Raw genomic sequence first — 24,343 nt, forward strand, 5'->3', positions numbered from 1 at the left:
CCTCGCTCTCATAGGCGCCGGGCAGGCTCCGACTCCTGCGCCGCACTCAGGCGCAGCCAGGCTCGCGCGCACGATGTCCCGAGCACCGAGGGATCTGTGCCCCACTGAGTCAATTCGACGTCGACGATCTCCGCGCGCGGTGCAGCGGCCGACCACTCCTCGGCGATTGTGCGGGGATGTAGTGGATCGTCGAGCGTGGCGGTGAGCGCAAGTGGCACAGCGAGTTTGGAGATGTCGTCCGAGGTTGGAGCCGCGCACTCCGCCGCCGCGCGCAGTTGTGCGACCAGGTCGCGGGACTGCGCGCGCCACGACCGACTCAGCTCGACGCCGAGCCACTCGGGACTCGTCGAGACCATCGCCGCGATCGTTGCGTCGAGTCCGTCGCGTTCGATGGAGTCGGCGGTGAGGCGGGCGCTCGCCGCGGCAAGCGATCCCGACGGTTCGCCGCTCCACGGCGGTAGCGCAGCCAGGACGCCGGCACAGGTTCCGGTGTGTGCGGCCTGTCGGTCCAGCGCCCACCGCAGTGCGGTCACCGCGCCGATGGACACGCCGCCGACCAGGACGACCGCATGCTCGCGCGCCGCGGCGTCGAGTGCGCGGATGAATCCGGGGATGAGGTCGGCGGTCGGTTCCACAGCGATGAGCTCGACGTCGAGAAGTCGGGCGGCCGCCCCGAATGCCCGTCGAACGTAGTCGTCGTCCGACCCTGTGCCGGGCATGGCGATCAACGCGGTCGGTGCTGGTGGGGGCGCGGTGTCAGCCGAGGGCATGAACCGATGATGCCGTCCGTTGTAACTGGTGAGCGCAGGGGTCTAGGCTGACCGAGTGCGGCTCGGTTGGTTCAGCCCGATACACCGCGCCCGAAACACTGATCGTGCCCACATCGCTATTTGGAGGTTGGGATGCCCACAGCCGGTTATCTCAAGCGACTGACCAGGCGGCTCACCGAAGATCTCGGAGAAGCCGACGCGGAGAAGATCGCGGCGGAGTCGGCGGCCACCGGCGCCCAGCGCGCGGTGGAGTGTTCGCGCGGCGACGAGGTCACTATGCATGGCGAGTTGCGCGCGGTCGAGACCTGTTCACGCACCGCCAAGAGTGGGGTCAAGGCCGAGTTCTTCGACGGAAGCGACGTCGTCTTTCTGAAATGGATGGGACGTAACCGCATCCCGGGTATCGAGCCGGGTCGGAAGATCACCGTGAGTGGGCGTCTCGGCGAACACAACGGCACCAAGGTGATCTACAACCCCGATTACGAATTGCATGGCGACGGAGAAGACTGACAGTCCCGACGCCGCGTCGGACATCGACGCAGCCCAGGCAGGCGAACGGCCGACGCCGACGGTTCTCGAGCAGCTCGGCGGAGTATCCGGCCTGATCTCGTCGACGATCCCGGTCATCGTATTCGTGGCCGTCAACGCCGCATTCGGTGTGACGGCGGCGATCATCGCGGCACTGGCTACGGCAGCAGTGGTCGCGGCCGTCCGTCTGTTCCGTCACGACGGACTCGCACCGGCGATCTCCGGCTTTCTCGGCGTGGCGATCTGCGCGTTCATCGCCCATCGCGTCGGCGACGCGAAAGGCTACTTTCTGTTCGGCATCTGGACGTCGCTGCTGTACGCGGGTGTCCTGGTCGCTTCGATCCTGCTTCGATGGCCGCTGATCGGCGTGGCCTGGAATTACGTCAACGGCGCAGGAACGCAGTGGCGTCGCGACCGCAGGACATTGATCGCCTACGACGTCGCCACGGCATTCTGGGCGCTCGTGTTCGCGGGGCGCTATCTCGCACAGTCGTCGCTCTACGACAGCGGCGATACCGGTTGGCTGGCCGTCGCCCGGATCGGGATGGGCTGGCCACTCACCGCGCTCGCAGTCGTGGTGACCATGGTGCTCGTCCGACGCGCGTCGCGCGCCGACGGGGCCTCAGCTGCCGTGGATCGCCGCGTGTAGCGCCGGTTCGACGTCGACTGCGGCGACGAAGACGAGTTCGTCGCCACCCTCGAGCGGATCGTCGCGCTCGGGCACGATCACGCGGCCGCCACGGATGATGGCCACCAGCGCGGCGTCGCGCGGCAGATCGATCTTGCGGACCGGCTTGCCCGCCAGCGGGGTGTCGGGCGGCAGTGTGAGTTCGACGAGGTTTGCCTGACCCTGACGAAATGTCATGAGCCGCACCAGATCACCGACCGACACCGCCTCTTCGACCAGCGAGGCCAGTAGTCGAGGTGTCGACACCGCGACGTCGACGCCCCAGTCCTCTCCGAACAGCCACTCGTTGCGCGGATCGTTCACGCGGGCGACGACCCTGCTCACCGCGAACTCGGTCTTCGCCAGCAGGCTGACCACGAGATTGGCCTTGTCGTCGCCGGTGGCGGCGATCATCACATCGTAGGATTGCAACCCGGCTCGTTCGAGGTTGGCCAGCTCGCACGCATCCGCGAGCAGCCAGTTCGCTCCGCGGACCGCCTCGACGTCGATGTGGCTTGCGAGGCGTTCGAACAGGGTGACCTCGTGGCCTGCCGCGATGAGTTCACGGGCGATCGAACGACCGACTGCGCCTGCACCGGCGATGGCGACTTTCATCTCTCTCCTCTAATCGGCATGGGCCAGCGGCGCTGCGACGAGTGCGCGCACACCGGCGAGATCGTCGAGGCGGACCGATGCGAACACGATGTCGTCTTGTTGCAGAACGGTTTTGGCTTCGGGGAGGATCGGTTTGCCGTGGCGGTTCAGAAATGACAGGCGGGCCCCTGAGAGCTCTTGGAACTTCACCGACGTGATGCCGATCCACGACTCGTGGATGTCGAGCTGGGCGATCGCGATGGTTCCCGACGGATCGCGCCACTCCGTCGTCGTCGACGTCTCGCCGAGTGCCGAGACGAATCGCTCGGTCGTCCACGGCACCGTCGCGACGGTGGGAATCCCGAGTCGCTCATAGACCTGGGCGCGCTTGGCGTCGTAGATTCTGGCGACGACGCGAGGGACGTCGAAAGTCTCGCGCGCGACGCGCGCGGCGATGATGTTGGAGTTGTCGCCCGAGGACACCGCGGCGAACGAGTCGGCCTGGTCGATCCCGGCGCGGGCGAGTACGTCGCGATCGAACCCGACCCCGACGATCTGCTCACCGGTGAAGTCGTCGGACAGTCGTGTGAACGCCGCCGGATCGCGGTCGATGATGGCCACCTGGTGACCGCGCTTCTGCATGGCCATCGCCAGGGACGATCCCACTCGTCCGCACCCCATGATGACTACCCGCACATCGATCCTCTCGTGGGTTCACTGCTCGTCGGGCGCGGTGGAGCGTCGACGCAGGCGGTTGCCGCCGATTGTCCGCGCGACTTGAACCTACCCGCCCGATGACCCCGGCGACATCGGGCCATGCGAACTGGCCCACACGCGGAGATCACTGCCGCTTGATAGACCTTGCCGGGGCCGTAGTGGCCCAACACGAGCGCTAGGTCTTAGTGTTGCGTGGTGTCCACCGTGTCAAAGGCGTCTGTTGCGACGAAACGACTGCTCCTCGGCAGGCCGTTCCGTAGTGACAAATTGGGCCACACACTGCTGCCCAAGCGGATCGCGCTGCCCGTGTTCGCCTCTGACGCGATGTCGTCTGTCGCCTACGCGCCGCAGGAGATCTTCCTGGTGCTCTCGGTCGCAGGCCTCAGCGCCATGACCCTGGCGCCCTGGATCGCGATCGCTGTCGCTGTCGTGATGGCGGTGGTCGTCGCGAGCTACCGACAGAACGTCCATGCCTATCCGTCCGGCGGCGGCGACTACGAGGTGGCAACCGTCAATCTCGGACCGACGGCGGGTCTGGTCGTCGGCAGCGCACTGCTCGTCGACTACGTGCTGACCGTCGCGGTCTCGATCTCGTCGGCCGCGGAGAACATCGGTTCCGCCATCCCGTTCGTGCACGAGCATCGGGTGTGGTTCTGTGTGGCGGCGATCGTCGTGCTCGCCGCGGTCAACCTGCGCGGCATCAAGGAATCCGGCTCGGTGCTGGCCATTCCCACCTACGCGTTCATCATCGGGGTCATCGCGATGCTCCTGTGGGGCGCGACCGAGATCTTCGTCCTCGGTCGTGACGTCCGCGCCGAGACCGCCGACTTCGGTATCCGCGCGGAGAACACGCATCTCGCCGGTGTGGCATTCATCTTCCTCATCGCGCGAGCGTTTTCGTCGGGTTCGGCGGCACTGACCGGTGTCGAGGCCATCAGCAACGGCGTGCCCGCCTTCCAGAAACCGAAGTCGCGCAACGCAGCCACGACGCTGCTCATGCTGGGAACGATCGCGATCGTGCTGCTGCTCGGGATCGTCTGGCTCGCCGAGCGAGTCGGCGCCAAGTACGTCTCCGACCCTGCGCGCGACCTGATCGGCGCGCCACCCGGCTTTCAGCAGGAGGCGCTCATCGCGCAGCTCGCGCAGGCCGTCTTCGAGAGTTTCCCGGTGGGCTTCTACTTCGTGGCCGTCGCCACCGCCCTCATCCTGATGCTCGCGGCCAACACCGCGTTCAACGGATTCCCGGTGCTCGGTTCGGTTCTCGCGCAGGACCGGTTCCTGCCCCGACAGTTGCACACTCGTGGCGATCGCCTCGCCTTCAGCAACGGCATCATCTTCCTCGCTGTCGCGGCGATCGCATTCGTCGTCGCATTCGGCGGTGAGGTCACCGCGCTCATCCAGCTCTACATCGTCGGCGTGTTCGTCTCGTTCACGCTGAGCCAGGCGGGCATGGTGCGTCACTGGACGCGTCTGTTGCGACACGAGACCGATCCGCGTGCCAGGCGTCGAATGAAGCAGTCCAGGGTCATCAACTCGGTTGGCCTCGTGATGACGGCGACGGTCTTGGTGGTGGTGCTCATCACCAAGTTCACCGCGGGCGCATGGATCGCCATCCTCGCGATGGTGATCCTGTTCGTGCTGATGAAGCTGATCCACCATCACTACGCATCGGTGCAGCGCGAACTCGAGCGTGTCGAAGCCGAGGAAGATCAGGTTCTTCCGAGCCGCACGCACTCGATCGTGTTGATTTCCACGCTGCACCTGGCGACCAAGCGTGCGTTGCTCTACGCCCGCGCCACGCGGCCGGACGTCCTCGAGGCCATCACGGTCAACGTCGACGACCGCGACACGCGAATACTGGTGTCGCAGTGGGAGGAAAGCGACATCAAGGTGCCGCTCAAGGTGATTGCGTCGCCGTACCGTGAGATCACGCGCCCGGTGATCGAGTACGTGCGTCGGGTGCGCCGCGAGCATCCGCGCGACGTGATCACCGTCTTCATCCCCGAATACGTCGTCGGTCACTGGTGGGAGCAGATTCTGCACAACCAGTCGGCACTGCGACTCAAAACGCGCCTGCTGTTCGAGCCGGGCGTCATGGTCACGTCGGTGCCCTGGCAGCTCACGTCGTCGGACCGACGACGCGACGACCTCGAGTACAACGCCCCAGGCGACACCCGACGAGCGCTGGGTGGCCAGTGAGCTCCACGCCGCAACGACCCGTGACCGCACCCGTCGTCACCGTGCGGGTTGATCGCCCGGCCAACGGGGGAGATGCCGTCGGACGACTCGACGACGGACGTGTGGTGTTCGTGCGTGGAGCCATTCCCGGGGAGACGGTCACGGCGCGGGTCGTCGACGCCCGAGCGGACTCGTTCTGGCGCGCGGAGGCGATAGAGATCCTCGACCCCTCGCCACATCGCGTCGACATGATCTGCCCGGCGGCCGCGCACGGTGCGGGCTGCTGCGACCTCGCCTTCATCGAACCGGGCCACGCGCGGACGTTGAAGGCGCAGGCGCTCGAGGACGTTCTCGTGCGGGTCGGTCACTTCACCGCCGATCGCGTCCACGACTGGTGTGCCGACGACGCCGACCCCGATGCGCCACCCGCGATCGGCATCCGCTCCTTGTCCGACGACGCCACCGGCTGGCGTGTGCGGACGCGTCTCGCGGTGGACGACGCAGGCCGAAGCGGACAGCACCGCTTCCACAGCGGCGACCTCGTCGTCGGCGTCGACTGTGTGCAGCCGGTCGCAGGTCTGCTCGACGGACTCGACGACCGCCGCTTCACTCCCGGTGCGGAGTTGGCGATCGTCGCCGACGACGTCGGCCGCAGGCACATCACCGAACTCGCGCCGGCCGCGGCGCCGCGGCGACATTCTCGTCGTGATCGTGGCAGGAGTGCCGCGCAGCGTCGTCGACGTAGCGTCGAATCACGCAGGGCCACAACGGTACTCGAAGGCGACGCCGCCGCCCGCCACCGCGTGGGTGAGCGGGAGTGGTCGATTCCGGTGATCGGCTTCTGGCAGGCGCACCGAATGGCGCCGACCGTCTACGCGCAGACCGTCGCCGAGTTCGTCGCTTCGACGGACGTCTCGCGGCCCGCGACCTGTTGGGATCTCTACGGCGGTGCCGGTGTGTTCGCGGGCGCCCTCGTCGACACTCTCGACGCCCGTGAGGTCCACATCGTCGACTCCGACGCCGCCGCACTGGCCGCGGCTGATGCGGTGTTCGACGAGGAGGACACGTCGGTGACCACTCATCGTGGCGAGGTCGCCGACGTGATCGAGTCGTTGCCGTCACCGGAGGTCGTCGTGCTCGACCCGCCGCGAACCGGCGCAGGCACCCGCGTGATCGACAGGATCGTCGCCGCGTCGCCCGAGGTCGTCGTGCACGTCGGCTGCGACGCCGCGCGGTTCGCACGCGACCTCGCGTTGTTCACCGAACGCGGATACGCGGTCACCAGGATGCGGGCATTCGACGCCTTCCCGCTGACGCACCACGTCGAGGCGATCGCCGTGCTGGTGCCGATCGCGGCCGCCGGTGTGTGACCAGCTCGCGGTTGTGGTGACCCAGGGCACTGCCGCGAGGTCCGTAGACTGTTCGACACGACCGCGACAAGCCCGCGCGGCCGGTGTGCGTAGTAGGAGGACTCGATGAGTGTGCTCGAGCGGATCTCTTCCCCGGCCGATCTCAAGGCGTTGTCGCCGGATGAGGTCGTGGTACTCGCCGGTGAGATCCGTGAATTCCTCATCGAGAAGGTGTCGGCCACTGGTGGCCACCTCGGCCCCAACCTGGGGGTCGTCGAGCTGACGCTTGCGCTCCACCGCGTCTTCGATTCGCCTGTCGATCCCGTGATCTTCGACACCGGCCACCAGTCGTACGTGCACAAGATCGTCACCGGACGTGCCGCGGGCTTCGACGAGTTGCGTCAACGCGACGGACTCACCGGGTATCAGGATCGCGCCGAGAGTGAGCACGACTGGGTCGAGTCCTCGCACGCATCGGCAGCGCTGAGTTACGCCGACGGACTGGCGAAGTCGTTCGCTCTGACCGGTCAGGACCGCACGGTCGTCGCTATCGTCGGCGACGGCGCGCTCACCGGCGGAATGTGTTGGGAGGCGATCAACAACATCGCCGATTCCGACCGCTCGGTGGTCATTGTCGTCAACGACAACGGGCGCTCCTACGCACCGACCATCGGCGGCGTCGCGGCGCACCTGTCGGGTCTGCGACTCCAGCCCGGATACGAACGCTTCCTCGACGAGAGCCGTCGTGTGATGCAGATGTTGCCCGTTGTGGGCGGACCCGCGTACGCGGTGCTGCACGGCATGAAGAGCGGGATCAAAGACCTCCTTGCGCCCCAGCAGATGTTCACCGACCTCGGGCTCAAGTACGTCGGGCCGGTCGACGGCCATGATGTCGACGCGCTCGAGGCAGCGTTTGCGCGGGCACGATCGTTCGGTGGTCCGGTGATTGTGCATGCCGTCACCCGCAAGGGCAACGGCTACATTCACGCCGAGAATCACGTCGCGGATCAGATGCACTCGACCGGTGTGATCGATCCCAAGACCGGCCGCGCGAAGTCGGTGTCGGCGCAGGACTGGACTTCGGTGTTCTCCGCGGCACTCCTCGAAGCCGGTGCGACGCGTCCCGACGTGGTCGCGATCACCGCTGCGATGCCCGGCCCGACCGGGCTCGCACCGTTCGGCGAGAAGTATCCCGATCGGATGTTCGACGTCGGCATCGCCGAACAGCACGCGCTCACCTCGGCGGCGGGTCTCGCGCTCGGCGGCATGCACCCCGTCGTCGCGATCTACTCGACATTCCTCAACCGCGCATTCGACCAGCTCCTCATGGACGTCGCGTTGCTGCGCCAGCCGGTCACCCTCGTCCTCGACCGTGCAGGGATCACCGGGCCTGACGGCCCCAGTCACCACGGCATGTGGGATCTGTCGCTGATGGCGATGGTTCCCGGTCTGCGCGTCGCCGCACCGCGCGACGCCGTCCGCCTTCGCGAAGAATTCGACGAAGCGCTTGCCGTCGACGACGGCCCGACCGCACTGCGCTTCTCAAAAGGCGCTGTGCCCGAAGACATTCGCGCGGTGGAGCGTCTCGACGACGGCGTCGACATCCTGCGTCGGTCGTCACCCGGCGTCGGAAAAGCGTCGGGCGACGTACTCATCGTCGCCGTCGGCGCGTTCTGTGGTCTCGCTGTCGACACCGCGGACCGGCTGGCCAAACAGGGCATCGACGCGACGGTCGTCGACCCGCGGTGGGTGCTTCCCGTCGCCGAGTCGATCGTCGACCTCGCGCGCCGACATCGGCTGGTGGTAACGCTCGAGGACAGCGGTGTGAGCGGGGGAGTCGGTGCTGCCGTCAGCGCCGCGCTCTCCGACGCGGAAGTGCCTGTGCCCGTCCAACTTCGCGGGATTCCGCAGCGTTTCATCGAACATGCGTCGCGTGGCGAGATCTTGGCCGAGCTCGGGCTGACGGCTCAGGATCTCGCGCGGTCGATCACGGCCACGGTGTCGGGGATGGAAACGGTGCCAGAGCTCGAGCACGCCGACGAGGCAGTCGACGTGGCGCGTGATGGCGCCGGCGTCGACACGCCGGAGAGCGACCGGGGCTGACGCTCGCGGTCAGCTCGTCGAATCCGGCTCGGCCGCAGGCGCTTTCGCAGCGGCATTCAGCCCGTCAGCAAGAGCGATGTCAGTCAGTTCGCGCTGCCACGGCCGCGCACCGCCCGCCGCGAGGTATGCGTCGACGACGTCGGGTGTCGCAGGTAGATCGACTCCGTCCCAGGCGAGTTGGCGTACCAGGTCGGGCGCGAGCAGATTCTCGAGGGGCAGGTTGTTGTTCTCGGCGATCTCTTTGACGATCGGACGGACCTGCGCGATGCGCTTCGCGGCGTCGGGGTTGCGCTGCTCCCACCTGCTGATCGGCGGGAGTCCTACTGTCGGACCGCGTTTCGACGGCAGTTGGGATTCGGGGAGGCTGCGTGCACGATCGATCGCGCCGAGCCAGATGCCGGCCTGACGACGTTGCCGTGGGCCGCCGAAGACGGGTAGTCGGGTCAGCTCCGCCTGCGATGTCGGCATGGCGTTGGCCGCGGTGACGATGGCCGAATCCGGCAGAATCCGGCCGGGCGCGACATCGCGTCGCTGGGCGAGCTCTTCACGCGCAGCCCACAGCTCGCGGACCGCAGCCAACGATCGGCTGTTCTTCACGGTGTGCACGTTGGCGGTCCTGCGCCATTTGTCGACGCGTGGGGCAGGCGCCGGACGGTCGAGAACGTAGCGGAACTCCTGGCGTGCCCACTCGTCCTTACCCTGCTCCACCAGCGCCTGTTGCACGGCGTCGCGCAATTCGACGAGCACCTCGACGTCGAGCGCTGCGTAATTGAGCCAGTCGTCGGGGAGCGGTCGCCGCGACCAGTCAGCGGCCCCGTGGCCCTTCTGCAGGCCGAGTTCTAGGTAGGTGGCAACCATTGCCGCGAGATTGACCTTGGGTTCTCCGAGTAGCCGCCCGGCCAGTTCGGTATCGAAGACCGTCTCGCAGCGGAAGCCGAGTTCGCGCAGGCAGGGCAGGTCCTGATCGGCGGCGTGCAACACCCACTCCGGGCCGTCGAGCGCCTCGATCACCGGGGCCAGTGTCTCTGGCTCGCTGATCGGGTCGAGCAGAAAGGAGCCGGAGCCGGTGCGACGCAACTGAACGAGGTATGCCCGTTGCGAGTATCGATATCCCGAGGCGCGTTCGGTATCCACGGCGACTGGGCCGGTTCCGGCGGCAAGGCGTTCAGCGGCCTCGGCGAATTCCGCCGCGCGGGACAGCACGGGTGGAACACCGTCGGCGGGTGCGAGTAATGGTTCGGCGACGACCTCACTGCCGGAGTCGGCGGGCCGCTCGTCGGATGTGCTCATACCGATGGACTCACACCGAACCGAGCTCGGTGACCCCGACCGGGGGGAGGCCCGCAGCCGACGACAGGACGTCGCAGAACGCCTCGAGATGGCCACCGAGGCCGTCGGAGGTGGGTGCGGTCCACGAGGCTCGCAGTTCGAGTTGATGCGCCCTGGGTGGTCCGGCGATGTCTCCGTAGCGCACCGACGTCGTCGACGTGACGGTGCCGCCGAGTGCGGTGACGACGATCGGTTCGCCGGTCCGCGATGTCTGCGAGCCGTCGCTCGACGTCGAACCCACCTCGGCGCCCAGCGCGTCGGACAGCCAACTCCACGCCACCTCGGGCAGGAGGGGATCCATTGCCAGCGCGGCTTCGACCTCGGCTTGAATGTAGGCGACGAGGCGCATGGTGCCGTTCCAGGCGTCCTGGCCTGCCGGGTCGTAGAGCAGGACCAATCGGCCGAATGCGCTTCCCGACGAGTCGACCGGCACGTCGTCGTCGATATCGGGTACGCGTACTTCGGCGCCCACGGCATAGCTGTACGGGGCGAGTCGCTGCGGCGGACGGATCGGCCCGACCTCGATATCGCGCCGGATCTGGGCGGTGTGCAGCGACTCGACCGCGGTGCGGAAGTCAGCAGGCTCCGTCGGAGCTCCAGAGGAGGTCACATCTCGACGGTAGAGTGAGGTAGGCGTGGCCGACGGGAGGCGCGCCGGGCAGGTAGGCCCTCGGTCGTCGGCGTGTCGAGGCGGGCGGGGGAGCTCGGCGAGCAAGGCCGACCTGGTCGGCCTGCGTCTTTGTCCCACATGGCAGAGTGATCGGTGATGTCACACCCTGCCCGCACGCGCCGAAATCATGCCCAGATGCCGCTCATCGCTGCCGCGACCGGCGGCGCACCCACACGACGTCCGGTGTGGTTCATGCGGCAGGCAGGTCGCTCCCTGCCCGAATACCGCGCCATTCGCGCCGATCACGGGATGCTCGAGTCGTGCTTCGATCCGGCGATGGTCTGTGAGATCACGATGCAACCGGTGCGGCGCCACGACGTCGATGCCGCAATCCTCTTCTCCGACATCGTCGTGCCGCTCAAGGCCGCAGGCGTCGACCTCGACATCGTCGCGGGTACCGGCCCGGTCATCGCGCATCCGGTGCGTACCGCCGACGACGTCGCGCAGCTCCCGGCGCTCGACCCCCAATCGGTGGGCGCGATCGCGCGTGCCATCGGACTGATCCTCGACGAACTCGACGACGAGACCGCACTCATCGGATTCGCGGGTGCGCCGTTCACCCTCGCCTCGTATCTGATCGAGGGCGGGCCGAGCCGCAACTACACCATCACCAAGTCGATGATGTACTCCGATCCGGAGCTCTGGCATGCGTTGATGGGTCGTCTCGCCGACATCACCATCACCTTCTTACGCACCCAGCTCGACGCCGGAGTCGACGCGATCCAGCTCTTTGACTCGTGGGCCGGTGCGCTCTCGGATGCCGACTACCGGACGTTCGTCGCGCCGCACAGTGCGCGCGTGCTGGCTGAGGTCTCCGATTTCGGTGTGCCCCGCATCCACTTCGGTGTCGGAACAGGGGAGTTGCTCGAATCCATGACCAAGGTCGGAGCCGACGTGATCGGCGTCGACTGGCGCGTGCCACTCGACGATGCCGCGCGCCGCGTCGGCGGAGGCGTCGCAGTGCAGGGAAACCTCGATCCGACAGTGCTTTTCGCAGGCGAGGCAGCGATCGACGAACATGTTCGACGCATCGTCGCCGAGGGTGAGCGTGCTGTCGTGCACGGCGCTGCAGGGCACATCTTCAACCTGGGGCACGGTGTGCTGCCGGGAACCGATCCGGATGTGATCACGCGGACCGTCGAACTGGTCCATTCGATCTGAACGCTCGCGAGGTGAGGACATGACCATCGACGTCGCCGTTGTCGGAGCGGGCATCTCGGGTCTCACCGCGGCGTTCCGGCTGCGGCAGCGACTCGGTCCCGACGCACGTATCGACCTCTACGACGCGGGGGAGCGGACGGGCGGAATCCTCAAGACGGTCGACGTCGGTGCTGACGGTCGGGGGTCTGTGCTCGTTGACGTGGGCGCCGAGGCGTTCATCGTGCGACGACCGGAGGCGCTCGGCTTGGTCACCGAGCTCGGTCTGGCTGATCGGGTGGTGTCGCCGACCGGGCGTCGACCCGCATTGTGGGCGTCTGGCCGATTGCACGACATGCCCCGCCCTGCGCTGATGGGGATTCCCGCAACGCCCGACGCGGTCGCCGGCCTGGTCGATCGGCCAGATCTCGAGCGAATGCGTACCGAACCCGACCGTCGGTTGGAATGGGCTCCCGGTACCGACGTCTCGGTGGGAGATCTTGTCGCCGACCGGTTCGGTCCGTCGGTGGTGTCGCGCAGCGTCGACCCGATGCTCGGCGGGGTGTATTCGAGCCTGGCCGCGGATATCGGTGTGCGCGAGGCGCTTCCGGCTCTGGCGGCACAGCTGGACGCGGGTGCGCCGAGTCTGACGGCCGCGGTCGGCGCCCTGCTGGCCAACCCGACCGCGACCGGGCCGGTCTTCGGAACGTTGGTCGGCGGGTATCGAGTCCTCGTCGAAGCGCTGCTCGACGCCGCGCGACCCGACCTCCGCCCCTGCGCGGCGGTGACCGATATCCGACGCGACGGCTCGCGATGGGCACTGTTCACGGGCGATCGCCCGGCCGGTGCCGGCGCGAGCTACGACGGCGTCGTCTTGTCGACGCCGGCGTGGACGACGGGACACATGCTCCGCCGTGAGGTGCCCGACGCCGCGTCGACGTTGCTGGCGGTCGAGCGGGCGGGGTCGGTGGTCGTGTCCATCACGCTGGCGCCCGACACCGCACTTCCCGATAACTCCGGGGTGCTCGTCGCCACGGGAGAAGACCTGCGCGCCAAGGCTTTCACGCTCAGCTCGCGCAAGTGGGCGCATCTCGGCGAACCCGGCGGGGCGTTGTCGGTGCGTGCGTCCTTCGGCCGATACGGGCAGCCGATTCCCGGCGAGGATCTCGAGCCAGGAATCGACGACCGACTGCGCGAGTGGGCGCTGGCCGATCTCGATCGAGTGTGCGCGGCGGCAGGCATCGAGCCGTTGACGGGACGCGTCGTCGAGACCTTCGTGCAGCGATGGACGCTACCGCGTTACGCGCCAGGGCATCTCGCGACGATGGCGAAGGTAGAAGAGTCGCTGCCTGCCGGGCTGGCCCTTGCGGGCAACGCGGTGCGAGGCGTCGGGGTACCCGCGTGCATCGGCCAGGCAGGCAGGGCCGTCGAACGCCTGCTCGGCGACCTGGGGGCCTAACCCCGCTGGTCGAGCGGACGTGCGCCCAACTTCGCTGGTCGAGTGGCGTGAGCCGGAGCGCCCAACCCCGCTGGTCGAGCGGGCGTGAGCGCCAGCGAGCACCCGAGTCGAGACCACCCTGTCCAATTCCGCTGGTCGAGCGGGCGCGAGCCGAACTCCGCTGGTCGAGCGGGCGCGAGCGCCAGCGAGCTCCCGAGTCGAGACCACCGTGCCCAACTTCGCTGGTCGAGCGGGCGCGAGCGTCAGCGAGCACCCGAGTCGAGACCACCCTGCCCGGTTCGCGGACGCGCGCCGGTGGCACCATTGATCTCATGAGCCGCCTCGACTATTCCGCCCTGAACTCGACGATCCGCTACCTGATGTTCTCGGTATTTTCCGTGCGCCCTGGCGAGCTCGGTGACGACCGTGACCAGGCCAAGTCGGACGCCACCGACTTCTTCAAGTCGCTGGAGGACGAGGGCGTGGTCGTGCGCGGCGTGTACGACGTGTCGGGCCTGCGTGCAGATGCCGACTTCATGATTTGGTGGCACGCCGAGCACATCGAGCAGTTGCAGGCCGCCTACAGCCGATTCCGCCGCGAGACTGTGCTCGGCCAGGCGTGCGATCCGGTGTGGAGCGCAGCGGCGCTGCATCGGCCCGCAGAGTTCAACAAGAGCCACGTGCCCGCGTTCCTCGCCGGTGAAGAGGCAGGAAAGTACATCTGCGTCTACCCGTTCGTGCGCTCCTACGACTGGTATCTGCTTCCCGACGAGGAGCGTCGGACGATCCTCGCGGAACACGGCAAGGCTGCTCGTGGTTACAAGGACGTCAGGGCCAACACGGTTGCTTCGTTCGCGCTCGGAGACTACGAGTGGCTACTCGCCTTCGAGGCTCAGGAGTTGCACCGGATCGTCGACCTGATGCGCGATCTGCGCGCCACCGAGGCTCGCCGTCACGTGCGCGAGGAGATTCCGTTCTTCACGGGACCACGCGTCGAGGTCGTCGACCTCGTCGACGCGCTGCCTTAGTTCACGAACGAGGAGGGCACGTGGTCAAGGTCCTGGCCGTCGACACGTTCGGCACCGTCACCGATTGGCATACAGGTGTGAGTACTGTTCTGGCCGAACAGTTTCCGACTGTCGACGCCTCACAGCTCGCGAACGACTGGCGAGACACCTACGCGCCGGCGCTGGAGCAGATCGAATCGGGTGCCAGGCAGTGGACACTGCTGGACGATCTGCACCGCGAGTCATTGGACGCATTGCTGCGGGACTCGTACGACATCACGGCGACTTCGACGCAGTTGGACACGGCCGTACATGCCTGGCACGTCATTCCGGGCTGGCCCGACGCCGCGGACGGGATTCGCCGCCTGACGTCGAAGTTCGTCGTTTCCGCGTTGAGCAACGGAAACGTGGCGCTACTCGCCGAGATGGCCAAGCACAACGGATTCGACTGGGACTTCCTGGGTGGCGCCGATCTGTGGCGGCACTACAAACCGTCGCCAGAGGTCTACCTCGGGATCGCGCGCCTCATGCAGGTGGAGCCGTCGGACGTCCTGATGGTCGCGACGCACGCGTGGGATCTCGACGCGGCTCGCGCGTGCGGACTGCGCACCGCCTATATCGAACGTCCCCGCGAGTGGGGTCCGGTACACAAGGACGAAACCCCGAATCCCCTCGACGACTTCCGTGCCACCGGATTCGACGACCTGGCCGATCAACTCGGTTGCTGATCGGCCCGACCGGTCAACCCTCGTCCGGCTCCAACGTCATGCTGATCGAGTTGATGCAGTACCGCAGGTCGGTCGGGGTGTCGTAGCCCTCGCCGGCGAAGACATGGCCGAGGTGCGAGCCGCAGGTGGCACACAGCACCTCGGTGCGTCGCATTCCGAGCGAGTCGTCGGATCGCTCGATGATCGCGTCGCCCGCCAACGGTGAGAAGAACGACGGCCAGCCGCAGTGGGAATCGAATTTCTGGTCGCTGCGGAACAATTCGGCACCGCACGCCCGGCAGCGGTACACGCCGGTGGTCTTGGTGTCGGTGTACTCGCCGACGAATGGCGCTTCGGTGCCCGCCTGCCGCAGCACGCGGAACTCCTGTGGGGTCAGGCGCTCACGCCATTGGTCGTCGGTGAGGTTCGCCAGTTGCTCGGGGCTCTCGGATGCCGACTTTCCAGAAGTCTCAGATGTCATGACTCAACGGTACGAGTGTCGCTGTGGCCGTGCCACCAACCCCTCAGCGAGGTTGGCTGACGGTGCGGTCGGCTGCGGAATCCGTCGACGCCGGCGACTCCGCGGCCCGAACCTCCGGTTGCCGCTGGAGCGACCCCTCGCCTTGCCCTCGCACGTCGAGATAGCGGAACAGCAGTGAGCAGAACACGGCGATCATCAGCAGAGACCAGCCGTAGGTGACCTTGTTGTACTCGAGCATCCAGCCGAAGGCCGTCCATTCGCGCGAGTAGAACGAGTCGAAGGTCATGCAGCCGTATATTCCGAGCCATGCCGGCCAGTTGCGGATGGTCGAGCCCGGGATCAGGACGGTCATGATCAACGGGAACAGCAGCATCGAGTAGTAGCCCTGACCGAGCGCGCCCACGAGGAACGTGGTGGTCAGCAGCACGCCCGACGATGTGGTCAGCCACAGCAGTTCGTTGGTCGTGCGGTAGTAGCGGTACAGGAACCACAGCGAGAACACGGCCATCAGGACGAACGCGATACGAAGAACGAGGACCAGCCACGGCGCCACACCGAAGTAGGCGCCGTTGCCCGCGATCGAGCTGTTGTAGTAGTCACGCGCCTCGCCGAGGTAGGGGAGGGTTCGGTCGATGAAGGCTCCCGGATCCGCGGACAGCGGCCACGCGATGATCGTCAGGACCAGCGGGACGCCGATTCCGGTGACCAGGATGCGCCACTGGCGGTTGAGCAGCGGGAGCAGCAGGAGGGGGGCGAGCACCGGTTTGACGGCGATCGTCAGCCCGATCGGTACACCGGCCCACCAATCCTGACGCTTCATCATCAGGAGCATGAACGCCGACATGCCGAGCAGCACAAAGGCATTGAAGTTGGTGAAGATCAGAGTGTGGGCCGTCGACTCCGTCATGAAGAAGAAGAACAGGATGGTCGGCAAGACCCACGACTTGAGTGAGTAGCCGAAGAGCTTGGTGAGAAGAAGCGCCGAGATCACCAGTGCAAGCACACTGACCCCGATGAAGGTCCAGCGCGCGGTCTGCGGGTCGAGCACCGAGATCGGTGCCATCAACAACGTCCCGGACGGCGGATACAGATAGTGCGGATCGACGGTGTTGAGGTTTTCGTTGTAAACCGGCTGGTTGTTCATGAACCGCAACGCGGCCTGGTAGACGGGCGTGAAGTCGTCGGTCCGGTCGCCGTTGATGGCGAGAATCACCGACCGATGAATCGCCGTCATGATCGTGAGCGGCCACAGCACCAGCGGGATGATCCGCTGCACCGTCATCTGCGGGTAGAGAATCCTGTCGAGAGAGGCCACCCGCGAACCGTACTACGAGTGGTGCCCGACACCGCGTCGGCCCCGCCGTGCCTGCGGCGGAATCCTGTGATGGGTTCGGCAGGACTCGGTCAGGTCGGGCAGCCGCGTTCCGACGGTCCGCTCAGCGGTGCCTGCTTGATGTAGTCGGAGACCGCGTCAGCTGCGCAGTCGCTGCGGGCGAGCACCGAGTAGCCGAGCCCCTCCCACGTCACACTGACCGAGTCTGCGCCCGCCTTGGTCAGCAACGTGTTGACCGTCGCGATGCCGCCGCCACCATTGACCGGGTCGCCGGTGCCGTTGAGCAGCAGCGGCGGGACCGGGTATGAGTTCGGCGGATTGACCACGGGCGTCGACGCCCAGCCGAGGCACCTACCGAGCGACAGTGCCCAGTTGTTACCGGTGAGCGGATTCTGTTTGCTCCAGGTCGTTGCGAGGCCCGGGATCTCGTTCTGGCCGATCGGTCCGGAGACGTCGTTGCAGGCTGCGACGAGCTGCCCGTCGGACTCGCGCAACGAGGCGGCGTCGTCGGCGAATCCGGCTAGCGCGCGGGTGTCGCCGCGGTCGGCGGAGGCGATGGCCGATGCCACCGAGTTGATTCCGTCGGGGGTGTTGGGTGCGAGTGCGAGTGCCGTGGTGATCGCGGCGAGCGCATCGGTGTCGGATATGCCGCCCAGCTGACCGTTGCGTCCCTTGTCGAGCACGCTCTGCATCGTCTGGGTTCCGTTGGCCCCGAAGGCGCAGGAGGGCAACGAGGAACAGCGCTGGGCGAAGGTTCGCAACGCGGCCTGGACTCCGGTCGCCCCGCTGGCAGCGGTGTCACGAGCATTCGCACCGAAGGGTGTCGGCGTATCGAGGATGATGCGCCCGGTCCGGCCGCCGTATTGGGCGGTGTACGCGATGACCACATCGGACCCTTCGCCCACGCCGATCAGCCCGAGCCTGTCGACTCCCCATCGCTCGCGCAGCGACTCCAGATCGGAGGCGGCGTAGGAGATGCCGAAGTGCAGTTGGTTGGGGGTCAGCGTCTCGGTGCAGCCATCGGCCGCGGACGACGCTGCGGCGGAGAGTCGCGTCAGCCGCGCAGACGTGTCCGACGACCCACCCTCGAGGCCGTTGTTCCGGATCGTCGAACGTTCGTCGCGCGTCAGGCAGTCGAGTGCCCCGCTGCGTTCGATCCCGCGCCTGTCGACTGCGACCACCGGATTGCTGGCGAGGAGCTTCTTGCCCGCGCCGCCCGCGAGGAGCAGCAGTGTGCGCGACGACGGGACGTCGGAGCCCGACGTCAACACCAGAGGCGCAGCGTCGGCGGGCGTATAGGCTGCCCGGGCGCGCGTCAACGCGACTTCGATGGTGTCGCCGGGCCGGTCGGGATCAATGGGCGAGGGCAGAGTGGCGCACTCGATGGTCACGCCACTCGGCGCAGACGTCGAGTAGTCCCGCGCGACCCGGCTGCCGCACTCGCGCCAATCGAATTCGTTGCGCGGCTTCTGCAGTGCGGGGATCTGTGGCGCGGCACTCGACGACGCCGGAGACTGGTTGCCCCCGCCATCGCCCGCGGGCACCAACCCCGGTCCGGTGTCGGGGCCGACTGCGCATGACGACACGACGAGCACCGTTACGAGTGCGGAGACGACACCGATCACGACTTTCCAGGAGTGACGGGGTCGCCGGGGGTGTCCGTGTCGGCCTCGCGCAGATCGCATGTGGGCGAGCGTAGTCAACGGCTCCACCGGCTGAAGACGTAGCCGTCGTTGTCGGTGAGGAGGTGCACGAGCCGCAGATGGTGCAGCGTCGCGGCGTCGCGATCGCTGTGTGAGATACGTGGGGCGTCGCCGGATACCAGGTTGGGGCTGACAGTGAGACACAGTTCGTCGACGAGATCGGCGTCGACGAACGAACCGAGCAAGCTGGGGCCGCCCTCGCACAGAATGCGTGGGCTTCCGGTCGCCGTGAGGTAGTCGGTCACCTGGTGGAGATCGAGGGCGTCGTCACCGCAATCGACGACAGTCGCACCCGCCTCGACCAGGCGAGCGCGACGGGTGGCGTCGGCCTGGGATGTGGTGATGACGACGGTGGCGGGGTCGCTCAGCGGCGCGAAGTCGGGGTCGACCGTCAGCGACCGGGTGACCAGGGCGAGCCGAGGAGCGGGCGTCTGGCCCGCGGCTGATCGGCGCGCGGCGAACGAAGCGTCGGGTTGTGGTTGGCCGTAGCCCTCGTCGATCGCTGTTCTGGCGCCCACGAGGACGACGTCGCACAATCCACGAAGGACCCGGAAGACGGCTTTGTCGCCCGCGCCGCCGAGCCCCCCGGACTTGTCCTGAAACGACGCCGCGCCGTCGAGCGTGGAGATCATGTTGGCTCTGAGCCACGGGCCGTCGAGGTCGGTGGGATAGGCGTACAGATCGGCGATCCCGTCGAGGTCGTCGTCGGGAGATAATGTGACCTGGGTCGCTTTCTGCAGGTAGAGCATCTCGTCCCTCCGATGGTTATCGCTAGGCTCCCGGTATGGTGGCCAGTCTTGTCGACCGCAATCCGGTCGTGTCTCCCGACGCTCTTATCGATGAGATGGTGCCGCCACCGACCTTTGACGAGGTCAGCTTCGACACCTACATCCCCGACCCGAACGAGCCTACGCAGTCGCAGGCCGTCGACGCCGCTCGCGACTTCGTGACGCGCGCACGCAAGGTCAGGGGCGGTAAGAAGGGACTGTTCTCCCGCAACAAGCAACAGCAGGGCGTCGGGCTCTACCTCGACGGCGGGTTCGGCGTCGGCAAGACGCACCTGTTGGCGTCGATCTACCACGCGATGCCAGAACCCAAGTCGTTCGCGACGTTCGTCGAGGTGACGCACCTCGTCGGCGCGCTCGGATTCATGCAGGCCGTCGAGCGGTTGTCCGACCACTCGGTGCTGTGCATCGACGAGTTCGAACTCGACGACCCCGGCGACACCATGCTGATCTCGCGACTGCTCGCCGAACTCACCGCGCAGGGTGTGTCGATCGCCGCGACGTCGAACACGTTGCCCGGGCAACTCGGTGAGGGGCGCTTCGCGGCACAGGACTTCCTGCGGGAGATCCGCAAGCTCGCATCCGTCTTCGACACCATCCGCGTCGACGGACCCGACTACCGTCATCGCGACCTACCGCCTGCACCCGACCCGCGCAGCGACGCCGACCTCGTCGCTCTCGTAGAGTCGACGCCCGGCGCGACCCTCGACGATTTCGACGCCCTCTGCGAGCACCTGAGTACTTTGCATCCGTCGAAGTACAAAGCGCTGGTCGACGGTGTGTCCCTTGTCGGTATCCGTGACGTGCATCCGGCCAAGGATCAATCGGTGGCGCTGCGCCTGGTCGTTCTCGCCGACCGGCTCTACGACGCCGACATCCCCGTGACGGTGTCGGGTGGGAAGCTCGACGAGATCTTCACCGACGAGATGCTTGCCGGCGGGTACCGCAAGAAGTATCTCCGTGCGACGTCGCGACTTCTCGCGCTGTCGCGGTCGTCGGAAACGGCGATCGGCTAGCACCGACTGTCAGCCGATTTCCAGTGTTCGAGTGTTCACTGAAGTCAGTCGTGCTTTACTTACTCCTCAGTAGTGTAGTCGGTGTCGGGGGACGGGAATCTGCGCTCATGAGCGGGGTGCGTCGGCGTCTCGTATGACTCGACCCTGGGGGTAATTGTGCGGATCGTGATGACGGCGGCTGCTGCGTTGGTCGCGGCACTCTTTGTGGGAGTGGCGATTTCGGCTCCGGCCTCTGCGGAACCCCTAAGCTCGACCGACGCGTCACGCATTGAAGCGGTGAGCATGGCGAGCGCCACGCGCGCTCAGGTGACGACGTACTCCGCAGCGATGAAGAGGCGGATCACAGTCAGCGTGCTGTTGCCTCGGGATCGGTCGACGCCGCGTCCGACTCTGTATCTTCTCGACGGGATCGACGGCGGTGTCTACACCAACTACACCGAGAGCGGCTGGACCTATCAGACAGACATCGAAAAGTTCATGGCCGACAAGCAGGTCAATGTGGTGCTCCCGATCGGAGGCACGGGCTCGTATTACACCGATTGGCGGTCGAACGACCCCATCCTCAAGAACAACCGGTGGGAGACATTCCTGACCAAAGAACTCCCGCCGCTGATCGCGAAGCGCTTCGACACCAACGGTGTGAACGCGATCGGTGGGCTGTCGATGGGCGCACTCGGCGCGATGTCGATCGCGGTTCGCAACCCCGAGATGTATTCGGGCGTCGCGGCATTCAGCGGATGCCTCGATCAGGGGACGCCGGATTTCCGTCGCGCGACAGCGGCGACGGTACAGACGCGCGGCGGCAACCCGGACAACATGTGGGGACCGATCACCGACCCGCTGTGGACCGAACACGACCCCGCAGAACACATCGCAGCACTGCGCGGAAAGCCGATCTATGTCGCTGTGGGCGACGGACTTCCTGACCTCTCGCTGGGCCTCGCTGGGATCGCCTCGCCGGTCGGTGGCGCACTCGAGCGTGCCGCGCTCGAGTGCACGACGGCATTCAAGCAGAAGGCCGATCAGGCGGGCGTGAAGATCACCTACAACTTCCGGCAGGGTCTGCACTCCTGGGGCTACTGGAACCAGGATCTGCACCGCGAATGGCCGACCATCGCGAAGGCACTCGACGTTCCCGTGCGCTGACTAGGTCCCGGCGCGCTCAGTCTAAAGGCGTCGGGTCAGGATGAAGTCGTGCTCGATGCTGCCGTTGAGGTCGAACGTCTTGACCCCGGCACGCTCGAATCCCATCTTCGTGTAAAAGCGTTGCGCGCGAACGTTTTCCTGGTTGACGCCGAGCCAGACGAGCACGCTGCCGCGATCACGGGCGGTCTCGATCGCGGCGCGCATCAGCAACTGTGCAGGCGGCTCGGTGCGACCGCGTGAGTGATGGTCGGGGAGTACGTACATCTTCGACAGCTCGGACGACGGTGTCTCGACGACCACCGCTGCGACGTCGGGGTCGGTCGATGGCCGGTGGTGCACGAGCGAATAGCCCACCGTCGTGCCGTCGGATGTGCGTGCGATCAACACGTCGCTCTCGTCGCTGGCGATGTAGGCAGCAAAGTGGCCCTCGGTGGTGATGGCGTTGACGATGAGCATGCCGTCGGTGATCTCCCACTTGTACTGGTCCCCGTCGAATGCGGCCTCGCGACCTGATGAGTCGACGACGGTGAAGCTGCCCGGGCGGTAGTCGATGTTCATGTTCGCAGTGTGCCTGCCGGTGTTCAGTCCTTGACGAGGCCGCCGTCGACGACGAGGTTCTGTCCGGTGACCGCCCGCGACCACGGTGAGAGGAAAAACATTGTGGCGTCGGCGAATTCCTCTGGTGTGGTGACCGACCGCAGGGGAGTGGACGCGGCGATGGCGTCGAAGATCTCAGGGGGTGTCGCTGCGCTCGCGTCTGTGGTGCGCAGGAGTCCGCCGGAGACCATGTTGACGGTGATGTTGTCCGGGCCGAGGTCGGCGGCCAGCGTGCGAGTCAGCGCCAGGAGTGCGGCCTTGGCGGCTGTGTAGTCGTGGTAGGGGACAACGGGATTCTGCACGAGGTTGGTGCCGATGTTGACAATGCGCCCTGTACCGGCTTCGCGCATGCCCGGAAGCGCCGCCTGTACGACTGTCAGTGCGCCACCGACGATTCCGCGAAACTGCGCGTCGAGTTCTGCGGTGCTGATGGTGTCGGCGGTTGAGCGGGCGTCGCCGTTGAACGAATAGTCGGGCAGGGCGTTGTTCACCACCGCCGAGATAGGCGCGCCGAAATAGGTTGTCGCAGTGTCGATCATCGTCTGAACCGCGTCGGGGTCGGTCACGTCGGCTTCGACGGCGAGTGCTCGGTCGCCGAACTCTGCTGCCAGCGCAACGGCCGCGTCGGCGCTGCGTCGATAGTTGACGACCACACGCGCACCCTCACGCGCCGCGGCGCGTGCGAGCGTTGCGCCCAGTCCGCGGCCCGCGCCGGTGATCAGAATGACGTGCTCGGAAAGAGGCAGCGCTGCAGGCATTTTCGGACCATCCCTTCGCCAGTGCTAACTGGAGCAGGTTCTGCGGGTCTGATCTCAGCCGACCTTGTGTCGGCACCCCGTGTCAGTCTGGCAATCAGACCGCACTCGGGTGGCGAACGCAAGCACCGCTTAGAGTTGCGTGGGATCCTCGGGGGCATTTTTGTACCCGTGGATCCCACACAACTGCGCCAAGGGGCCGGGGAACGAAAAGATCCCGCTGCGAACAGCGGGATCTGATGGTGCGCGATACTGGGATTGAACCAGTGACCTCTTCCGTGTCAGGGAAGCGCTCTCCCGCTGAGCTAATCGCGCGGGTATGAAATTGGTGGTTTGGAGGTGGCGACGGGAATCGAACCCGTGTACACGGCTTTGCAGGCCGTTGCCTCACCACTCGGCCACACCACCAGATGCGAGTCGACTCGCGCCGAGCGGATGACGGGATTCGAACCCGCGACCCTCACCTTGGCAAGGTGATGCGCTACCAGCTGCGCTACATCCGCATGCTTCGCGAGCAGATCTTGTGGACCATTTGTTGCTCGCGATGCGATGCAGAACATTATCCGACCGACACGCTTCTAACAAATCGCCTGGTCAGAGCCTCGGAAAGTGGGAAGTGTGCAGGCGGAGAGTGTCGCGATGGCACCAAGACGCACCCTTGGGCCGCGATTTGGGTTCCCGGCGTCGATCCGTGTAGTCTTTGCCCTCGTGCACCGACGCCTTTGCGCGTCGCGCGCGGTCCCGTGGCTCAGTGGAAGAGCGTCCCGTTCACACCGGGAAGGTCGCTGGTTCGATCCCAGCCGGGACCACCAGGTCAGAGCGTTATTGCTGGCCAGCGTGCCCTAACCGTGCACCAACGGGTCTGATTCGCTTGGGAGTGGCCGGTGTCTGACGACCACGAAGTCGAGATTCATAAGCGCGGATCGACGCCGTATCACGAGCTGCCAGATGTGATGCAGCTTCATCGGGCCATCGGCGGTTACGTGACGGTTTTCTCGGAGTTGATATCGACAATGCGGACCGCCATTCATGCCTTTCTTGCTCCAGTCGACAAGCCGATAGTTATGGGTGATGACCGGCTCGACATCCTGCTCGCGACCATGACAGCGAAGCCGATGAGCGACGCGTTCTTCGGGTTGGCGATGCACGTCGCGTCGCTCGACGCTGATGAGCAGCGAATACTTAACGCGCTTCGCCGGGACGTCGCCGATCAGGTGGCTTTCCGCAACGACTTGCTGCATTCCGAATGGTCGGTCGGGTGGGTGGACAATGAGACCGGTGAGCCGGTGGCGGCATCCGCACTCAGGATCAAGACTGTTGAGAAGGTGCCTAG

23 protein-coding genes, 4 tRNA genes and 1 riboswitch are annotated in these 24,343 nt (G+C 66.3%); of the genes, 13 read left to right on the forward strand and 14 right to left on the reverse strand.

Annotation, left to right across the window (positions count from 1 at the left end; all coding sequences use genetic code 11):
• Positions 1–8 precede the first annotated feature (8 nt).
• A complete protein-coding gene (locus tag GOSPT_RS00620) occupies positions 9–770 on the reverse strand; it encodes an alpha/beta hydrolase (RefSeq protein WP_039854156.1) in 762 nt (253 codons plus the stop codon).
• Positions 771–902: 132 nt separating this feature from the next.
• Here GOSPT_RS00620 and GOSPT_RS00625 point away from each other — a divergent pair, with 132 nt between their 5' ends.
• Both GOSPT_RS00625 and GOSPT_RS00630 read left to right on the forward strand, forming a co-directional pair.
• Positions 903–1,280 carry an OB-fold nucleic acid binding domain-containing protein gene (locus tag GOSPT_RS00625; RefSeq protein ID WP_005201887.1) on the forward strand — a complete coding sequence of 126 codons (378 nt, stop codon included), beginning with the start codon at positions 903–905 and terminating at the stop codon, positions 1,278–1,280.
• Positions 1,261–1,947, forward strand: a complete 687-nt coding sequence (locus tag GOSPT_RS00630; RefSeq protein WP_005201888.1) for a DUF3159 domain-containing protein — start codon at positions 1,261–1,263, stop codon at positions 1,945–1,947. The genes GOSPT_RS00625 and GOSPT_RS00630 overlap by 20 nt, the downstream gene beginning before the upstream one ends.
• On the opposite strand, the gene GOSPT_RS00635 is transcribed toward GOSPT_RS00630, so the two are convergent.
• Both GOSPT_RS00635 and GOSPT_RS00640 read right to left on the reverse strand, forming a co-directional pair.
• A complete protein-coding gene (locus tag GOSPT_RS00635; protein ID WP_005201889.1) occupies positions 1,921–2,580 on the reverse strand; it encodes a potassium channel family protein in 660 nt (219 codons plus the stop codon). The two genes, GOSPT_RS00630 and GOSPT_RS00635, sit on opposite strands and share 27 nt — an antisense overlap.
• Before the next feature lie 9 nt (positions 2,581–2,589).
• Entirely contained in the window at positions 2,590–3,255 is a 666-nt protein-coding gene (locus GOSPT_RS00640) for a potassium channel family protein (protein ID WP_039854159.1), read from the reverse strand.
• 216 nt (positions 3,256–3,471) lie between these two features.
• On the opposite strand from GOSPT_RS00640, the gene GOSPT_RS00645 reads away from it, so the two are divergent.
• The 3 genes from GOSPT_RS00645 to dxs all read left to right on the forward strand — a co-directional run bounded on the left by GOSPT_RS00645 (position 3,472) and on the right by dxs (position 8,906).
• A complete protein-coding gene (locus GOSPT_RS00645; protein WP_174273017.1) occupies positions 3,472–5,475 on the forward strand; it encodes an APC family permease in 2,004 nt (667 codons plus the stop codon).
• A gap of 20 nt (positions 5,476–5,495) precedes the next feature.
• Positions 5,496–6,824: a class I SAM-dependent RNA methyltransferase gene (locus tag GOSPT_RS00650; RefSeq protein ID WP_005201892.1), complete on the forward strand. Its 1,329-nt coding sequence runs from the start codon at positions 5,496–5,498 to the stop codon at positions 6,822–6,824.
• A 105-nt stretch (positions 6,825–6,929) separates the two neighbouring features.
• Positions 6,930–8,906 carry a 1-deoxy-D-xylulose-5-phosphate synthase gene (gene dxs, locus GOSPT_RS00655; RefSeq protein WP_005201893.1) on the forward strand — a complete coding sequence of 659 codons (1,977 nt, stop codon included), beginning with the start codon at positions 6,930–6,932 and terminating at the stop codon, positions 8,904–8,906.
• Between the two features lie 9 nt (positions 8,907–8,915).
• On the opposite strand, the gene GOSPT_RS00660 is transcribed toward dxs, so the two are convergent.
• Positions 8,916–10,196 (reverse strand): HRDC domain-containing protein, encoded by a 1,281-nt coding sequence (locus GOSPT_RS00660; protein ID WP_005201894.1) that lies wholly within the window; start codon positions 10,194–10,196, stop codon positions 8,916–8,918.
• Between the two features lie 10 nt (positions 10,197–10,206).
• Positions 10,207–10,845: a DUF3000 domain-containing protein gene (locus tag GOSPT_RS00665; protein WP_005201895.1), complete on the reverse strand. Its 639-nt coding sequence runs from the start codon at positions 10,843–10,845 to the stop codon at positions 10,207–10,209.
• Positions 10,846–11,040: 195 nt separating this feature from the next.
• Here GOSPT_RS00665 and hemE point away from each other — a divergent pair, with 195 nt between their 5' ends.
• The 4 genes from hemE to GOSPT_RS00685 all read left to right on the forward strand — a co-directional run bounded on the left by hemE (position 11,041) and on the right by GOSPT_RS00685 (position 15,215).
• Positions 11,041–12,066: a uroporphyrinogen decarboxylase gene (gene hemE, locus GOSPT_RS00670; protein ID WP_005201896.1), complete on the forward strand. Its 1,026-nt coding sequence runs from the start codon at positions 11,041–11,043 to the stop codon at positions 12,064–12,066.
• A gap of 19 nt (positions 12,067–12,085) precedes the next feature.
• The gene (hemG, locus tag GOSPT_RS00675) at positions 12,086–13,501 is read left to right on the forward strand and encodes a protoporphyrinogen oxidase (RefSeq protein WP_005201897.1); all 1,416 of its coding nucleotides are present in this window, start codon (positions 12,086–12,088) and stop codon (positions 13,499–13,501) included.
• A gap of 311 nt (positions 13,502–13,812) precedes the next feature.
• Positions 13,813–14,508 (forward strand): hydrogen peroxide-dependent heme synthase, encoded by a 696-nt coding sequence (gene hemQ, locus GOSPT_RS00680; protein WP_005201898.1) that lies wholly within the window; start codon positions 13,813–13,815, stop codon positions 14,506–14,508.
• A 20-nt stretch (positions 14,509–14,528) separates the two neighbouring features.
• Entirely contained in the window at positions 14,529–15,215 is a 687-nt protein-coding gene (locus GOSPT_RS00685) for a haloacid dehalogenase type II (RefSeq protein ID WP_005201899.1), read from the forward strand.
• A 13-nt stretch (positions 15,216–15,228) separates the two neighbouring features.
• On the opposite strand, the gene msrB is transcribed toward GOSPT_RS00685, so the two are convergent.
• From msrB to GOSPT_RS00705, 4 genes are all read right to left on the reverse strand, one after another.
• Positions 15,229–15,675 carry a peptide-methionine (R)-S-oxide reductase MsrB gene (gene msrB, locus GOSPT_RS00690; RefSeq protein WP_005201900.1) on the reverse strand — a complete coding sequence of 149 codons (447 nt, stop codon included), beginning with the start codon at positions 15,673–15,675 and terminating at the stop codon, positions 15,229–15,231.
• Positions 15,676–15,718: 43 nt separating this feature from the next.
• Positions 15,719–16,990: a glycosyltransferase family 87 protein gene (locus GOSPT_RS00695; protein WP_005201901.1), complete on the reverse strand. Its 1,272-nt coding sequence runs from the start codon at positions 16,988–16,990 to the stop codon at positions 15,719–15,721.
• An 89-nt stretch (positions 16,991–17,079) separates the two neighbouring features.
• Positions 17,080–18,693 carry an alpha/beta hydrolase gene (locus tag GOSPT_RS00700; RefSeq protein WP_245548669.1) on the reverse strand — a complete coding sequence of 538 codons (1,614 nt, stop codon included), beginning with the start codon at positions 18,691–18,693 and terminating at the stop codon, positions 17,080–17,082.
• Positions 18,694–18,707: 14 nt separating this feature from the next.
• Positions 18,708–19,460 (reverse strand): pyrimidine reductase family protein, encoded by a 753-nt coding sequence (locus GOSPT_RS00705; protein WP_005201903.1) that lies wholly within the window; start codon positions 19,458–19,460, stop codon positions 18,708–18,710.
• 35 nt (positions 19,461–19,495) lie between these two features.
• Between GOSPT_RS00705 and zapE the strand changes: the two genes are divergently transcribed.
• A complete protein-coding gene (gene zapE / locus GOSPT_RS00710; RefSeq protein WP_005201904.1) occupies positions 19,496–20,512 on the forward strand; it encodes a cell division protein ZapE in 1,017 nt (338 codons plus the stop codon).
• A 168-nt stretch (positions 20,513–20,680) separates the two neighbouring features.
• The gene (locus GOSPT_RS00715; RefSeq protein ID WP_039854172.1) at positions 20,681–21,658 is read left to right on the forward strand and encodes an alpha/beta hydrolase; all 978 of its coding nucleotides are present in this window, start codon (positions 20,681–20,683) and stop codon (positions 21,656–21,658) included.
• 21 nt (positions 21,659–21,679) lie between these two features.
• Here GOSPT_RS00715 and GOSPT_RS00720 read toward each other — a convergent pair whose 3' ends face one another.
• The 5 genes from GOSPT_RS00720 to GOSPT_RS00740 form a co-directional block, all read right to left on the reverse strand.
• Positions 21,680–22,216 carry a GNAT family N-acetyltransferase gene (locus tag GOSPT_RS00720; protein ID WP_005201907.1) on the reverse strand — a complete coding sequence of 179 codons (537 nt, stop codon included), beginning with the start codon at positions 22,214–22,216 and terminating at the stop codon, positions 21,680–21,682.
• Positions 22,217–22,239: 23 nt separating this feature from the next.
• Positions 22,240–23,013, reverse strand: a complete 774-nt coding sequence (locus GOSPT_RS00725; RefSeq protein WP_005201908.1) for a 3-oxoacyl-ACP reductase — start codon at positions 23,011–23,013, stop codon at positions 22,240–22,242.
• Positions 23,007–23,103: riboswitch (TPP riboswitch) on the reverse strand. Its footprint overlaps the gene before it by 7 nt.
• Before the next feature lie 147 nt (positions 23,104–23,250).
• A tRNA-Val gene (locus GOSPT_RS00730) sits at positions 23,251–23,325 on the reverse strand.
• A gap of 19 nt (positions 23,326–23,344) precedes the next feature.
• Positions 23,345–23,418: transfer RNA gene (locus GOSPT_RS00735), tRNA-Cys, on the reverse strand.
• 22 nt (positions 23,419–23,440) lie between these two features.
• Positions 23,441–23,513 (reverse strand) — tRNA-Gly (locus tag GOSPT_RS00740).
• Between the two features lie 234 nt (positions 23,514–23,747).
• Here GOSPT_RS00740 and GOSPT_RS00745 point away from each other — a divergent pair.
• A tRNA-Val gene (locus tag GOSPT_RS00745) sits at positions 23,748–23,822 on the forward strand.
• Positions 23,823–23,894: 72 nt separating this feature from the next.
• Positions 23,895–24,343 (forward strand): hypothetical protein (locus GOSPT_RS00750; RefSeq protein WP_005201909.1); only part of this gene is annotated, 449 nt, incomplete at its 3' end.

Source organism: Gordonia sputi NBRC 100414, from assembly GCF_000248055.1.
Lineage (GTDB): Bacteria > Actinomycetota > Actinomycetes > Mycobacteriales > Mycobacteriaceae > Gordonia > Gordonia sputi.

Coding starts and splice junctions, on each gene's coding strand:
- GOSPT_RS00620 (WP_039854156.1), bottom strand. CDS start 770: ATGCCCTCGGCTGACACCGCGCCCCCACCAGCACCGACCGCGTTGATC.
- GOSPT_RS00625 (WP_005201887.1), top strand. CDS start 903: ATGCCCACAGCCGGTTATCTCAAGCGACTGACCAGGCGGCTCACCGAA.
- GOSPT_RS00630 (WP_005201888.1), top strand. CDS start 1,261: ATGGCGACGGAGAAGACTGACAGTCCCGACGCCGCGTCGGACATCGAC.
- GOSPT_RS00635 (WP_005201889.1), bottom strand. CDS start 2,580: ATGAAAGTCGCCATCGCCGGTGCAGGCGCAGTCGGTCGTTCGATCGCC.
- dxs (WP_005201893.1), top strand. CDS start 6,930: ATGAGTGTGCTCGAGCGGATCTCTTCCCCGGCCGATCTCAAGGCGTTG.
- GOSPT_RS00660 (WP_005201894.1), bottom strand. CDS start 10,196: ATGAGCACATCCGACGAGCGGCCCGCCGACTCCGGCAGTGAGGTCGTC.
- hemE (WP_005201896.1), top strand. CDS start 11,041: ATGCCGCTCATCGCTGCCGCGACCGGCGGCGCACCCACACGACGTCCG.
- hemG (WP_005201897.1), top strand. CDS start 12,086: ATGACCATCGACGTCGCCGTTGTCGGAGCGGGCATCTCGGGTCTCACC.
- hemQ (WP_005201898.1), top strand. CDS start 13,813: ATGAGCCGCCTCGACTATTCCGCCCTGAACTCGACGATCCGCTACCTG.
- msrB (WP_005201900.1), bottom strand. CDS start 15,675: ATGACATCTGAGACTTCTGGAAAGTCGGCATCCGAGAGCCCCGAGCAA.
- GOSPT_RS00700 (WP_245548669.1), bottom strand. CDS start 18,693: ATGCGATCTGCGCGAGGCCGACACGGACACCCCCGGCGACCCCGTCAC.
- GOSPT_RS00705 (WP_005201903.1), bottom strand. CDS start 19,460: ATGCTCTACCTGCAGAAAGCGACCCAGGTCACATTATCTCCCGACGAC.
- zapE (WP_005201904.1), top strand. CDS start 19,496: ATGGTGGCCAGTCTTGTCGACCGCAATCCGGTCGTGTCTCCCGACGCT.
- GOSPT_RS00715 (WP_039854172.1), top strand. CDS start 20,681: ATGACGGCGGCTGCTGCGTTGGTCGCGGCACTCTTTGTGGGAGTGGCG.
- GOSPT_RS00720 (WP_005201907.1), bottom strand. CDS start 22,216: ATGAACATCGACTACCGCCCGGGCAGCTTCACCGTCGTCGACTCATCA.
- GOSPT_RS00725 (WP_005201908.1), bottom strand. CDS start 23,013: ATGCCTGCAGCGCTGCCTCTTTCCGAGCACGTCATTCTGATCACCGGC.